The organism is Bacillus sp. NPDC094064, assembly GCF_050279585.1.
Lineage (GTDB): Bacteria > Bacillota > Bacilli > Bacillales > Bacillaceae_G > Bacillus_A.
The window spans coordinates 132,995-147,168 of the sequence record NZ_JBNNUI010000002.1 but is presented as its reverse complement, the minus strand read 5'-3'; the positions used below and the strand labels follow the sequence as shown (position 1 = coordinate 147,168).

Genomic DNA, 14,174 nt, shown 5'->3' with positions numbered 1-14,174 from the left:
ATCCTTTATTCTACTAAAAAAGCAGGCCATTTTCTGGCCTGCTTTCCCCTATTTTATACGATGAAATATACTGCTTTTAATGGTCCGTGTACTCCGACAACAAGATTCATTTCAATATCAGCCGAGTTACTAGGTCCCGTAATAAAGTTAATACAAGATGCTACCTCTTCGCCCTTTTCTACACGGGCGTTCATATGCTGAACTGCTTGCGTAATACGAGGCACAAGTGTTTCACGTGGAATAATAGCAAAATATACAGTCGGTAAAAAGTGTAAAGAACGTCCTTGCCCTTTATGACTTTGTACAACAATTGTACCGGATTCAGCTAATGTATAATCACTAAATGCAATACCAATATTCGCCCGTTCAGCTAAACGCATATTTTCTTCTTTTCTCTCTGGATCCCATACATTTACTTCAATATCATGCTTTGGCAGTTCTTCTTTAAATAAAGATGTTAAACCATATGCATCAAAACGGTCATCGGCTGATAGCATAATAGGTCCGCCGCCGTTTTCCATGATTACTTTTTGAATTTCTTCACGTAAACGATCATTTGTCGTTTCCACTACAGTTGTATGAATGTTTGTACATTGCTTTTTAAATACTTCTAACAATTCTTCTTGTGAATAATCTTTTAACGTTTCTACATTCACATTATTTTTCCATACTGGACGCTCAACACCTTCTGTCTTACGTTCTCGCCCAAGTTCTTTTGCAATGTTATCTAGAAAGGAATCACGGTTTTGAATTAATCCTGTCATTATTGATCGCCGCCTTTCTTATGATCTTTATACCAATCACGGAACCGTTCTTTACTTGGCGCTGGGAATTCACGAATATCCGTCCAGTTTTTAAGTGGTCCAACACCTTTTGATACACGGTTACCAGATGTAAATGGACTCATTGCTGCCGGAGCTATTTTCGATCCCATTTTATATAAGGCAGCTGAAGAAGCACCCATACTAAACATTTTCATTGCTAATTTCTCTGCTAGTGGCGCACGTCCTTCTTGTTCAACGATTACTTGACGATGTTTTAACAATAAATCATGTAACGGAATCTTTACTGGACAAGCTTCTGTACATGCTCCGCATAAACTAGATGCATAAGGAAGCTCTTTGTAATCATCATATCCACCTAAAAGTGGTGTTAATACCGCACCGATCGGTCCTGAATAAATCGAACCATATGAATGTCCACCAACGTGACGATATACAGGACATACGTTAACACAAGCTGCACAACGAATACATTGCAATACTGAACGGAACTCCGATCCAAGAATTTGAGAACGGCCATTATCAACAACAACTAAATGGAATTCTTCTGGTCCGTCAACTTCCTCTTCTTGAATTGGTCCTGCTACTGTTACATAACTAGTTAACTTTTGCCCTACCGCACTACGGCATAGTAAACCAACTAAAACATCTAGTTCTTCCATTGTTGGAACCATACGTTCCATACCCATTACTGCAATTTGCGTTTTTGGAATCGACATAACAAGATCCGCATTCCCTTCATTCGTTACTAAACAAAGAGAACCAGTATTTGCAACAGCGAAGTTACAACCTGTTACACCAATTTCTGCATCCATAAATTTTTCACGAAGTTGTTTACGAACAAACTTTGTCATTTCGTATGGATCATCAGAATTTTCATAGCCAAGCTTTTCTTTAAATACATCACGAATTTGCGTTCTATTTTTATGAAGTGCAGGCGCAATAATATGTGAAGGTGGATCGTTATCTACTTGCAGAATATACTCTCCTAAGTCACTTTCTAACACTTCACAACCAACCTCTTCAAGTGCGTGGTTCATACTAATTTCTTCAGTTACCATCGACTTTGATTTCACTACTTTTTTCGCTTGCTTCTTTTTCGCAACGTCTTGAATATACTTTGCTGCTTCCTCTTTCGTTTTCGCAAAGTACACGTGTCCGCCTCTTTTTGCTACATTATCACTTAACTGCGTTAAGTAATAATCAAGATTTTCTAACGTGTGTTGACGAATTTGTTCACCTAGTTCACGCCACTCTTCCCAGTTTCCTAATTCGTCCGCTGCTTTTAATCGATTCGTATATAAACGTGTTTGTGCAGACGATACCGCACCGCGCATAAACGAATCTTGAATTCCATCGCCTACGCGATCATTAAATTTTTTCTCACTGATTTTCATAGACATAGCTTATGTTCCCCCTTCATGAGCGACTATTCAGTACCTCAGCAATATGCATTACTTTTACTTCTTTTCCTAAACGTTCAATACGTCCGCCAATGTTTAACAAACACCCACAATCTGCACCGATTAAATAATCAGCACCTGTTTCCATTACGCTATCTACTTTTTCATCTACCATTTGCTCAGAAATTGGAGTCATTTTAACTGAAAACGTTCCCCCAAACCCACAACAATTTTGTACGTTTGGCAGATCTCTCACAGTTAATCCTTTTACGTTTGATAATAAAATTCCTGGCGCTTCTTTTACTCCAAGCATACGTGTCATATGACAAGATTTATGAATAGTAGCTATTCCTGGTAAACTTGCACCAACATCTGTAACTTTTAAAACATCTACAATAAATTGTGTAAATTCATATGTTTTATCAGCAACTTTTTGTGCACGTTTAGCCCACTTCGGATCATCTTTAAAAACATGCGGATACTCATGAAACATTGTCGCACAAGAACCAGATGGCGTAACGATATATTCCGCGTTTTCAAAAGTTTCAATCATATGCTTCATCGCTTCTTTTGCTGCTTCTATATGGCCGCTATTATAAGCAGGCTGACCACAACAAACTTGTGCTTCTGGAAATTCAATTTCACAACCTAAACGCTCCAACACTTCAACTGTTGCTTTGCCGACGTTTGTTTCGAACATATCGACTAAACAAGTAACAAATAAAGTAACTTTCATAATTCTTACTCCCCCTTTTTACAACTCCACCAACAAACGTATGGTCATCAGATGACTAAGAAAGAAGAAATAGGCTCAACCATGGCCTATCCCCTCCCTCTTCTAAAGAAAACGCTTACTTAATCTCTCTCTATTTTATCAGAAAATTAGATTTTTAAAAGATTAAATTACGAATTTTTATCTGTTTTACCTGTGACAATATGTTCTACATTTGTTAAATGATCTAGCATTGCTTGCTGCGCTAATTCTACATCTTGCTTTAACACCGCATCATATATAACTTGATGCTCTTCTATAAGTCGTTCTGATGTTGTTTGTTCACCATATAAAATAATGCGTCTTGATTCACCAATCGTTTCAGCAATCATCTCTGAAACATGATTCATGAGTTCAAGCAAAATGTTATTATGCGAAGACTCCGCAATTCCCATATGGAACTGAAAATCTGCTTTTTCACCAGCCTTTTCATCTCCAATGCTCTTTGCCATTTCATCTAACCAATGCTTCATATTTTTCAAGTTATCTTCCGTACGTTTTGCCGCCGCTGCTCGAACTGCCCCCACTTCAAGCACCTTTCGTACTTCTAATAAATTCAAAATATCTTCTTTCTTCATTAATAATCTATTGTTTAATGATTTTGTTAATGAAGAAGAATCGAAATTCTTCACATATGTACCTTCTCCTTGTTTCATTTCAATTAAGCCCATCGCTCTTAGCGCACTTAGCGCTTCACGAACAGCAGATCTGCCAACTTGAAACTGCTCAGCTAATTGATGCACAGGAAGTAGTTTGTCACCAGGTTTTAATGTACCATTTTTAATCATTGTTAAAATAGCTTCAGATACTTCTTCGTAAATTTTTTTCGGTTTAATAGATTTGTACTCCAGTTAAATCACCTCAGTATCTTCCAAACAACAATTGAAACGATTTATAAAAACTTTGCATCATAACTATTTTAGAACGAATTGGTAAGAAGTACAAATGTTTTGTTCATAAAATAGTCAAATTTTTAATATTTATTTAATATTAATTTATATTTATTAAAAAGCATGTCCTTTTACATTAGAACATGCCTCCCTCATCTTGTGTCTTTAATTTTATACTAACTGTCGTTCCATTCCCTTTTTCACTTTCAATGCTCCACTGTCCATCATGTATATGAACAATCTGCCTTACAATAGCAAGTCCTAAACCAGTTCCGCCATGTTGGCGACTTCTCGCTTTATCAACTCGGTAAAAACGTTCACCAAGATTTTCTAAATGTTCTATATCAATACCTATTCCTGTATCTTTTATTTTCAATTCACAATAACCGTCTATTTTCTCTAAAGTTATTATAATATCCCCGTTTTGATCGGTATACCGTATCGCATTATCTAACACGTTATGAAGTACTTGTTGCATACGATCCTCATCAATCATTACAATGATCTCTGGATTTAAATTTGTTGAAATACGAATTTCCTTTTCTATAAACTTAATCTCATACGTATCTAATACATCCTCAATAAGTTGTGAAAAAACGATAGGTTGCTTCTTTAACGGAAAATGTTCACCTTCTAGCTGCGCTAAATCTAATAAATCATGAACGAGGCGCTGCATGCGATCTGCTTCTTTATGGATGAGTTGCGTTACTTTTTCCTGCTGCGGCCCCTTTGCTACACCGTCTAAAATAGCTTCACTATATCCTTTAATATAACTAAGTGGCGTTCTAAGTTCATGCGAAACATTCGCTAAAAATTCCTTACGCTTTACGTCTTCTGTTTCCAAAGAATTCGCCATTTTATTAAACGCTTTTCCCAATCGTCCAATTTCATCTTCTGAAGAAATTGTAATTCGCTCTGAGAAATCTCCTGTAGCCAGATGATTTGCAACTCGTTCCATTTGCGAAAGCGGTCTTGTAATAGCAATAATAATTTTTCTACCAATCCATATTGTAATTAAAATCATAGCAAGTGCTAACGGCGCTAAAATAAGACCCATATCAAATATTAAATCTTTTATACTTTTTAAAGGAATATAAGAGTATACAATACCAACTAATTTTTTATTATCTAAAACCGGAATGACAACACCCATAATATTGCGATCAAAATGTTCTTCATACCCTATCTTTGTCACAGTTTTTCCATCTAATAGCGACTGTCTATCCCCTTCACTTATAAGAGAATGATGGTGAACATCAAAAGGCAAACATGCGCTTAAATCACGCGGATTGTACACGAAAAGAACATCTGAACTAGATATTTGATCGTATGCTCTTACTTTCTCTTCGAAAGTGGCTACTCCTTCATGTTTATCATATTGCGTAGCAAGACGCTTCCCTTCCACTACTAATGAATCTTTTAAATTGTCCACGTATAGCTTTTCATATGAGTATAAAGATACAAAATAAAGAAAGGAAACTGTTACACATACTGCACATACTACTGTAAGCCAAAGCTTTTGTACCATCGTAAACATACGTTACACCTCAAATTTATAACCTACACCCCAAACAGTTTGAATGTAGTTTCCACTTTCTCCGAGCTTTAGACGCATCGTTTTCACATGCGTATCTACCGTTCTTGTACTTCCTGCATAATCATATCCCCACACCTTTTCAAGCAATTGTTCCCGACTAAATACTTGTCCATTATGTTGGCAAAGGAAATATAGTAAATCAAACTCTTTAACCGTAAGTGATACTACTTGTCCATCCGTCTCAATTCGTCTACTTTTTTCATTAATAAAGATTGGTCCAAACTGAATCTCCTCTTGCTGTTCTTGCTTTGTATATCGTCTTAACACAGCTTCCATACGAGCAATCAACTCACCAGGACTAAACGGCTTTACAATATAATCATCTGCTCCCATACGTAAACCGTTCACCCTATTCCACTCTTCACCTTTTGCCGTTAAAAATATAATCGGCACATCTGACGTTTTTCTAATTTCTTTACAAACTGACAGTCCATCCATTTCAGGCATCATAATATCTAGCACAACGAAATCATAGTGATCCGACTCTAATTTTTTCAGAGCCTCTTTTCCATTTTCGGCTTCTCCCCATTCGTATCCGAAGTTATCTAAGTACATTCCTACAAGTTGTCTCATATCACTTTCATCATCTACAACTAGCACTCTATATTTACTCATTACCCTTCCCCTTCTCTCTCTATGAGTTGAAACGGTCCTTTTCCGACTTTAATTGTTTGTTTTATTTTTAAATTCTTCATATCGATGACGCACACTTCATCACTATCATAACTTGCTACGTATCCTTCTGCCCCGCTTTTTAAAAATGCAAATGGGTTCGATCCTACTTCTACAGAAGCTACCTCTTTATACGTGCTAACATCAAACTTTCGAAGTGTATTCGAACCGTGACTTAATGCATAGACGTACTTATTATCATTCGTTATGTTCACGGGCATAAATGGAGCGTGTAAAGAACGTACCATTTCTCCGCTCTGTAATGAATACACTAATACTTTCTCATTCACTTGATTTCCATCACCATGTCCGCCAATCCATATTTCTTTCCCATCAGGACTAACCGTCGCTCCTGTTGATGCTGGTGGAATCATAAAGGATTGTATAACCTCTTTTGTCTTTGTATCAATTGTCGTTAATTTCGTATCATAAAAGTTTAATACAGATAACTGGTTATGATGCTCTACCATCGTTATTGGCCCTTTTCCAGTTGACACGCTCCCTGTCTCTTTCCCTTTTATCGTAAAGAACCTTACCTTTTGAGCAGTTTGATCGGCAGCGAATAATTGCTTTTTATCTTCTGATACGACTACATTTACAATGCCTTTTCCAGTTTTATATTTTTCCACTTGCCTTCCTTCCGTTAGTGAATATACATACATGTACTCTAATTGCTTGCCGTATACAAGTATGTCCTCACCGTTTGGAAGTAGTGCAATTCCTGCCATCGGCTCATTTAGTTCCCATGTCGTAATTAGTTTTTTAGTTTGTTTATCAATAAAACTAATACTACCTTCTTTTATATTCGTAGTTATAATAACATTTTTATCATTAGCAATCGGTGTATATGGACTTCCTTGACACCCTACTAATAGAAATAAAAAACAGAGAAGAAAAACATACTTTCTCAAAAGATTCCCTCCATCTTCAGATGATTTCGTTATAATTGTAAAATACCAAATAAATGTGTGGAAAGTGTGAAATTTCCCTTTCTTACTCCATTTACATATATAATGTACAACAAATAAAATTTGAGGTGTGTCAATTATGCTTTTTCCTGATTTAGCGAATAAAATTGTACGAGAAGTACGCAGACTAATTACAGAAAATATTATTATCATTAATATACAAGGTGTTATTATCGCAAGTACAGATGCAGAAAGAATTGGTCAATTTCATGAAGGTGCACTCCGCTGCGCGAAACAAAAAAAAACTGTCATCATTACAAAAGAAGATGAACGGCGACTGCAAGGTGTAAAAGCTGGGATGAATCTTCCGCTACTATTCCATGACGAAGTAATTGGTGTCATCGGCATTACAGGAGAACCTGAAAACATTTCACAGTACGGCGAAATATTACGTAAGATGACCGAACTATTAATTCACGAAAACTACTTTTTAGAACAGCTGGAACTTGAGCACCGTTCGTATGAAGCATTTGTCTTTGATTGGCTTCAAAATACAGACTGGTCTCCTAGTTTTCTCGATCGTGCAAAAACACTTGGCATTGATTTATATAAGAAGAAACAGCTTATTTTGTTCTCTATCGATCAAAATGACACGATGCTTCAGCGTAAAATTTGGCAGCATATACGCAATATATTAACAACGGAACATCTATTTGTTCGCTGGGGAAATGATCGATTCATTTTATTCACAGCAATGCGTTCCAAAGAGCAAACTTACCAATTTTTAAAACGGTTAAAACAGGATTGTGAAACTTTATTTTCTATTCCTTTATATATCGGGATTGGACAAACCGTTACTCCAAGCAGTATGAACATATCATACGAACAAGCATTGCGAGCTCTTTCTGTATCACTTGAAACGAAAAAAATTGTATTTAATGAAGATTTACGTTTAGAAATGTGCTTACAAGATATTTCTACTGAAACGCGGGAACAGTTTCTAGAGCGTACCATTGAAAACTTAGTATCATCTCTTGAGCTTATGCAAACTTTACGTTTATTTATCGATTATAACCAATCTTATAAACAGACAGCTAAGCAATTACATATACACATTAACACATTGCATTACAGACTAAAAAAGATTGAGGAATATACAGGACTTGATCCAAAACAATTCAAAGATTTAAATGTTTTATACTTCGCACTCCTCTTGTTAGATAATCATACAAAAAAGAACGACAAAACAGATTAATCTTTAGATGATTACACATAGAAAGAATCCCCCGATTTTTTTATCATTATAATGAAAGCACTGTTACAACGTTTTTTATTATAACTAAACACGTTAACAGTTTGAGGGGGATTTCCAATGTTAGAAAAGCAAATTATTGATTCATTCGTATCCATTGTTGGCGAAGATAATGTAGATACATCCAATATGGGGCGTTTAACTTATAGTTATGATGCCACTCCAAACTTCCAAGCAATGCCTGATGCAGTCATTGCTCCTCGTAATACAAATGAAGTAGCTGAAGTGTTAAAAGTGTGTAACACTCACAAAATTCCTGTATATGTTCGCGGGTCTGGAACAAACCTTTGCGCAGGAACATGTCCACTTGAAGGCGGTATCGTCCTTATTTTCCGCCATATGAACAACATTTTAGAAATTGATGAAGAAAATTTAACAATTACTGTACAAGCGGGTGTTATTACACTTGATATTATTAAAGCAGTTGAGAAAAAAGGGTTATTTTATCCGCCAGATCCAAGTTCGATGAAGATTTCTACAATCGGCGGTAATATTAATGAAAACTCAGGTGGATTGCGCGGATTAAAATATGGCGTAACACGTGATTATGTAATGGGACTTGAACTTGTCTTACCAAATGGAGATATTATCCGTACTGGCGGTAAATTAGCAAAAGATGTAGCTGGTTACGATTTAACTCGTTTATTTATCGGTTCTGAAGGAACACTTGGTGTAGTAACAGAAGCGATATTAAAACTTGTTCCTATGCCTGAAACGAAGAAAACAATGCTTGCACTATATGAAGATATTAATGAAGCTGCACGTGCTGTTTCTTCTATTATTGCAAATAAAATCATTCCAGCGACACTGGAATTTTTAGATCAACCGACAATTGAAGTAGTAGAAGAGTTTGCGCAAATCGGTTTACCTACCGATGTAAAAGCAATTTTATTAATCGAACAAGACGGTCCACCCGAAGTAGTCAATCGAGATATCGAAAACATGGCTAACGTTTGCCGCTCTATGAACGCAGTTGATGTTCGCGTTGCAAAAGATGAAGCGGAAGCAGATGCGCTTCGTACTGCTCGCCGTAGTGCTTTATCTGCGCTTGCTAGATTAAAACCTACTACAATATTAGAAGACGCAACTGTACCACGTTCACAAATCGCTCCGATGGTTGAAGCTATTAATGCCATTGCAAAAAAATATAATATTCCTATTTGTACGTTTGGACACGCTGGTGATGGTAATTTACATCCAACTTGTATGACAGATGCTCGTAATGAAGAAGAAATGCACCGAGCTGAACAAGCTTTTGCTGAAATATTTGCGAAAGCAATTGAACTTGACGGCACGATTACTGGTGAACATGGTGTTGGTGCAATGAAAGCTCCCTATTTAGAAATGAAACTAGGTAAAGAAGGTATTGCAGCTATGCAAGGTATAAAGCAAGCTTTCGATCCAAACAACATTATGAATCCAGGAAAAATGTTCGCGAAAGACTCTCGTAAAAGAGTGGTGGTTGAGCGATGACCACATTAAATAAAGAAAACATTCAAAAGGAATTTAAAGAACGATTAAGCGAAGATGAACTACTAAATTGTATGCGATGTGGTTTCTGTTTACCGACTTGCCCTACTTACATTCAATCAGGTTATAAAGAATCACATTCACCACGCGGACGTATCGCACTAATGAAAGCAGTCGTTGATGGTTTAATCGAGCCAGATGAAGATGTTGAAAATACATTAAACGTCTGCCTCGGCTGTCGTGCTTGCGAACCTGTTTGTCCATCTGGTGTGAACTATGGACATTTATTAGAAGAAGCTCGTGATATTATTAATCAAAATAAAAAGTTCTCGGTGCCAGTAAGAGCTGTACGTAAAGTCGTGTTTGAAGGACTATTCCCGCATCAAAATCGAATGAGAACATTAACAGGATTAATTGGATTTTACCAGCGTTCTGGTTTACAAACGCTAACACATAAAACAGGTATTATGAAGTTATTCCCTGAAACACTTGCAACGATGGATTTAGTTTTACCAAAAGTCCCTAAAATGAAAGCAATGAAAGACCGCCCTACATTTTTACCTGCTGAAAGCACAAAGAAAAAACAAGTTGCATTCTTCACAGGCTGTTTAATGGATACAATGTTTTTAGAAACAAATAACGCAACGATGAAACTTCTTCAGTTAGCTGGTTGTGATGTCGTTATTCCGAAAACACAAAACTGCTGCGGAGCATTACATGGGCATGCTGGTGAAAAGAGTGGAGCGAAAGAATTAGCGAAACGAAATATAAAAGCATTCGAAGATTTAAACATCGACTATATTATTACGAATGCTGGTGGTTGCGGAGCTTACCTCGTAGACTATGACTATCTTTTAAAAGACGATCCTAAGTGGGCTGAACGTGCAAAGCAGTTTGTTTCTAAAATTAAAGATATTACTGCTATACTAGTAGAATTAGATTTCCATAAACGCAATGACTTACGACTCACGCCGCAAATTATTACGTATCAAGACTCTTGTCACTTACGCAATGTTATGCGAACATCTTCTGCACCTCGTATATTACTAGAAGCCATCCAAGGTGCAACATACCGTGAAATGAAAGATGCGGATCGCTGCTGTGGTTCTGCTGGTATTTACAATATTGTTCATTCAGAGTTATCAATGGAATTTCTAGATTACAAAATGGACCGTGTGCATGAAACAGACGCAGCAACCATTGTTACTGCAAATCCAGGTTGTTTATTACAAATGAAATTAGGTATTGAGCGCGAAGGGCTTTCTCATAAAATGAGAGGAATTCACATTGTAGATCTATTATTAGAAGCAATTGAAACCAACTCGTAATAACTCGTAACATACGTAATAATAAGAAAACGGCTATCTCCTTCGTCTATGTAAAGAGATAGCCGCTTTTTTGTCCGCTACAACATTAAAAATATGTTACTTTATTATAAAAAAGAACAACAGAAACATTACAGTTTTGTAAAAATCAATCCATTATATTCCTCAGAAAACCGCTCAAACCATTGATACAATAGGATTCTTCATTTTCTATTTAGGTAACTTTATCCAAAAACCCCCTCTTAAAACAACGTATACAGATGCTGAAAATTCCTTTTATACTCTACGTTTCTCTTATTTCTTTCCTTTTCTTCACTTAGGATAAATTAGGTAATTTTTAAGTCTATGAATTTTTTTCCATCTTTTTTCTCGCAAATTGTATGCTACGATGAATTTGTCAGTCAGACAGGCTGTCAAAACAAATCGTGTGAAAACAAATTAAAACTTTATATAGGGGGACACACATCATGAAAAAGCGTGTTTTATTATCTGTAGCTGCTGCAACAGCTCTTACTCTAGGAGTATCATCTTTAGATGCACAAGCTGCAACAGTACAACCATCTAACATAAATGTTCAAAATATTCAGCATTCAAAAGTGATGATGAAGCAAATGAGCCAACAAGAATTACAAGCATTCTTACAATCTATGGGAGTTGAATCATTAGCACAATGGCAACAAGCTAACTTCCAACCAAACTGCTTCGTTCCTGGTCAACAACCTACTGAAAATGTTGTAACTGAGCAACCAACAGCTAAGCCAGAAACTCAAAAGCCTGTTGAGCAAAAACCTGCTGAACAAAAGCCTGCTGAAGAAGTTCAAAAACCAGAAGCTTCAAAACCAGCTGAAAATAATAACACTCAAAACGAAACACAAAAACCTGCTGAAAAGCCTGCTGAAGAAGCAAAATCTTTAAGTGAGTTCGAACAACGCGTTGTTGAATTAACAAACGCTGAGCGTACAAAACAAGGCTTACCAGCACTAAAAATCGATACTGAATTAAGCAAAGTAGCACGTATTAAATCTGAAGATATGCAAAAGAATAACTACTTTGATCATAACAGCCCTACATACGGGTCTCCGTTTGACATGATGAAGAAATTTGGTATTTCTTATACATCTGCAGGTGAAAACATCGCTCAAGGTCAACGTACACCTGAAGAAGTAGTACAAGCTTGGATGAACAGCGCTGGACACCGTGCAAACATCTTAAATAGTGGCTTCACTCACATTGGTGTTGGCTATGTAGAAAATGGAAACTACTGGACACAACAATTTATTACGAAATAAATAGATTAAAAGAGTCTTCTCATAACAAGAAGACTCTTTTTTAAGTTTCGTAACTTTCTATTATGTAGGAATATAAAATGTAGAACATAAACAAAATAGAACCACAGCTTATTACACTAAGTAACACATAAAATCCCCACTTCAAGTTCAAAAACAATGAAAATAATATACCACATGCCATCACTTGAAAAATCCGCCTACTCACTAAACGAATCTTTTGTAATTTGATTGGATCTTTCTCCGTACTCTTAACCTTTTTAAACTCTTTACTAAGCATAAAAAGAAACATACTAATCCCAATCGTTAATCCTGTCTGAAAAGATATAATGCTTCCAAAATTAATAAAGAGAATGAGCATATGGATAAACAACATAAATAAAGTAATCGTCTTTATAAACCCACTTATAATAAAATGCTCTCTTTCATTAAACTTATATATATTATGTGAAATAATATACACGAATCCATGTAAGAAAATAATAAGACAAGGAATAAATAATACTACAACTTGTTTACTCATAAACTCGTTCGGCCCGCCATTTTCATTCCAATGCACTGCCATCCGGTTTGGTAAATATGGATAGAGACATAGAGTAACTAAGAGACAAGCGAAACATATTCCTAGTATATATTTATATTTGACCAAGTGATTCTCACCTCTCTTTTCTCTTAACGGCTTCGCTTCTTTTAGAGAAATTCCTGCAAAAATCTACTTTTCTCAAATTGATATTTACATTTTACGCATTCACTCTTTGAAATTCTTTCAGAGTATTGTTTAATTTTGTAGGAAATGGTACATCAACTTCTATCTCTTCTTTCGTAATTGGATGTAGGAAATTAATTTTCATTGCATGTAACGCTTGCGCTGACATATATTTTGTTTGTCCACCATATAATACATCCCCTACTAACGGATTACCATTATAGCTCATATGAACACGAATTTGATGCGTTCTACCTGTTTCTAATTGTAACGTGATGAATGTTGCATCTTGCTTCTTAAAGTATTTTTCTACTTTATAGTAAGTTATAGCTTCATCCCCTTTTGGAGAAATTCGACGTCTCGTAGCATGATGTCGATCCCTTCCAATAGCTACATCAATTGTTCCCTGCTTCTTTTTTACTTTCCCTTCAACAAGCGCCGCATACGTTCTCTTAATTTTTCGTTCCATTAATAAACGATCCATAATCGCACCAGCAATTCTATGCTTAGCAAACACAACACCACCTGTTGTATCTTTATCTAAGCGATGAATATGACGAACTTTCGTCTCTAAACCTTGCATTTGAAAATGAAACGCAACAAGGTTTGCAAGTGTTCCCTTTCCACCTTTTTCAGCAGGATGCGTATCCATTTGCTCTGGTTTATTTACGATGAGTACGTGATCGTCTTCAAATATTACATGTAACTCACCATATTCCGGTTCTACACCGTACTCCTCCTCCATAAACATATGAACTTGCAATTTATCGCCCTCTTTTAAAGGTTCATTCCATCTTCTCTGTTCCCCGTTAACAGTAACTCCTTTTTCCATACGAAGCTGATGTAATAATTTTTTCGGTATTTCCCATTCTACTTTTAATAACGATTCGATACTTATACCATTCCATGTAGCTGGAACAGTCATTTCGCACCATTCGCCCTTCTTCTTTGTTTCCATATTGTATCACCTTATTTCTATTGATTCTCTCATTGTAACGGAAAACACACTTTGATGCACCGCTAAAAACAGAGGACAGTCTTATAGTAGACT

At 36.2% G+C, this 14,174-nt stretch carries 13 protein-coding genes; 4 read left to right on the top strand and 9 right to left on the bottom strand.

Translation table 11 applies throughout. The features are described from left to right. Positions 1–53: 53 nt before the first annotated feature. From ACQKNI_RS05285 to ACQKNI_RS05255, 7 genes are all read right to left on the bottom strand, one after another. A complete protein-coding gene (locus ACQKNI_RS05285) occupies positions 54–764 on the bottom strand; it encodes a LutC/YkgG family protein (protein ID WP_088231352.1) in 711 nt (236 codons plus the stop codon). After that, positions 764–2,185 (bottom strand): LutB/LldF family L-lactate oxidation iron-sulfur protein, encoded by a 1,422-nt coding sequence (locus tag ACQKNI_RS05280; RefSeq protein ID WP_088231353.1) that lies wholly within the window; start codon positions 2,183–2,185, stop codon positions 764–766. Before ACQKNI_RS05280 ends, ACQKNI_RS05285 begins: the two co-directional genes overlap by 1 nt. Before the next feature lie 16 nt (positions 2,186–2,201). Next, the gene (locus tag ACQKNI_RS05275) at positions 2,202–2,921 is read right to left on the bottom strand and encodes a (Fe-S)-binding protein (protein WP_088231354.1); all 720 of its coding nucleotides are present in this window, start codon (positions 2,919–2,921) and stop codon (positions 2,202–2,204) included. Positions 2,922–3,088: 167 nt separating this feature from the next. After that, positions 3,089–3,778, bottom strand: a complete 690-nt coding sequence (locus ACQKNI_RS05270) for a FadR/GntR family transcriptional regulator (RefSeq protein WP_255294748.1) — start codon at positions 3,776–3,778, stop codon at positions 3,089–3,091. Between the two features lie 205 nt (positions 3,779–3,983). Beyond that, the gene (locus tag ACQKNI_RS05265; RefSeq protein WP_088231356.1) at positions 3,984–5,384 is read right to left on the bottom strand and encodes a sensor histidine kinase; all 1,401 of its coding nucleotides are present in this window, start codon (positions 5,382–5,384) and stop codon (positions 3,984–3,986) included. Positions 5,385–5,387: 3 nt separating this feature from the next. Further along, positions 5,388–6,059: a response regulator transcription factor gene (locus tag ACQKNI_RS05260; RefSeq protein WP_088231357.1), complete on the bottom strand. Its 672-nt coding sequence runs from the start codon at positions 6,057–6,059 to the stop codon at positions 5,388–5,390. Continuing rightward, positions 6,059–7,027, bottom strand: a complete 969-nt coding sequence (locus tag ACQKNI_RS05255; RefSeq protein WP_088231358.1) for a YncE family protein — start codon at positions 7,025–7,027, stop codon at positions 6,059–6,061. Before ACQKNI_RS05255 ends, ACQKNI_RS05260 begins: the two co-directional genes overlap by 1 nt. Positions 7,028–7,163: 136 nt before the next feature. Between ACQKNI_RS05255 and ACQKNI_RS05250 the strand changes: the two genes are divergently transcribed. The 4 genes from ACQKNI_RS05250 to ACQKNI_RS05235 all read left to right on the top strand — a co-directional run bounded on the left by ACQKNI_RS05250 (position 7,164) and on the right by ACQKNI_RS05235 (position 12,420). Continuing rightward, the gene (locus ACQKNI_RS05250; RefSeq protein WP_098252415.1) at positions 7,164–8,279 is read left to right on the top strand and encodes a CdaR family transcriptional regulator; all 1,116 of its coding nucleotides are present in this window, start codon (positions 7,164–7,166) and stop codon (positions 8,277–8,279) included. 117 nt (positions 8,280–8,396) lie between these two features. Next, on the top strand, positions 8,397–9,809 hold the full coding sequence (gene glcD, locus ACQKNI_RS05245; protein ID WP_427282245.1) for a glycolate oxidase subunit GlcD: 1,413 nt from the start codon (positions 8,397–8,399) through the stop codon (positions 9,807–9,809). Continuing rightward, positions 9,806–11,134 (top strand): (Fe-S)-binding protein, encoded by a 1,329-nt coding sequence (locus ACQKNI_RS05240; protein WP_098252416.1) that lies wholly within the window; start codon positions 9,806–9,808, stop codon positions 11,132–11,134. The genes glcD and ACQKNI_RS05240 overlap by 4 nt, the downstream gene beginning before the upstream one ends. 464 nt (positions 11,135–11,598) lie before the next feature. Next, positions 11,599–12,420 (top strand): CAP domain-containing protein, encoded by an 822-nt coding sequence (locus ACQKNI_RS05235; RefSeq protein WP_088231362.1) that lies wholly within the window; start codon positions 11,599–11,601, stop codon positions 12,418–12,420. Between the two features lie 40 nt (positions 12,421–12,460). Here ACQKNI_RS05235 and ACQKNI_RS05230 read toward each other — a convergent pair whose 3' ends face one another. Together ACQKNI_RS05230 and ACQKNI_RS05225 are read right to left on the bottom strand one after the other, a co-directional pair. Beyond that, positions 12,461–13,066, bottom strand: a complete 606-nt coding sequence (locus ACQKNI_RS05230) for a DUF1648 domain-containing protein (protein WP_098252417.1) — start codon at positions 13,064–13,066, stop codon at positions 12,461–12,463. A gap of 91 nt (positions 13,067–13,157) precedes the next feature. Continuing rightward, the gene (locus ACQKNI_RS05225; protein ID WP_088231364.1) at positions 13,158–14,081 is read right to left on the bottom strand and encodes an RluA family pseudouridine synthase; all 924 of its coding nucleotides are present in this window, start codon (positions 14,079–14,081) and stop codon (positions 13,158–13,160) included. Between the last annotated feature and the right edge of the window lie 93 nt (positions 14,082–14,174).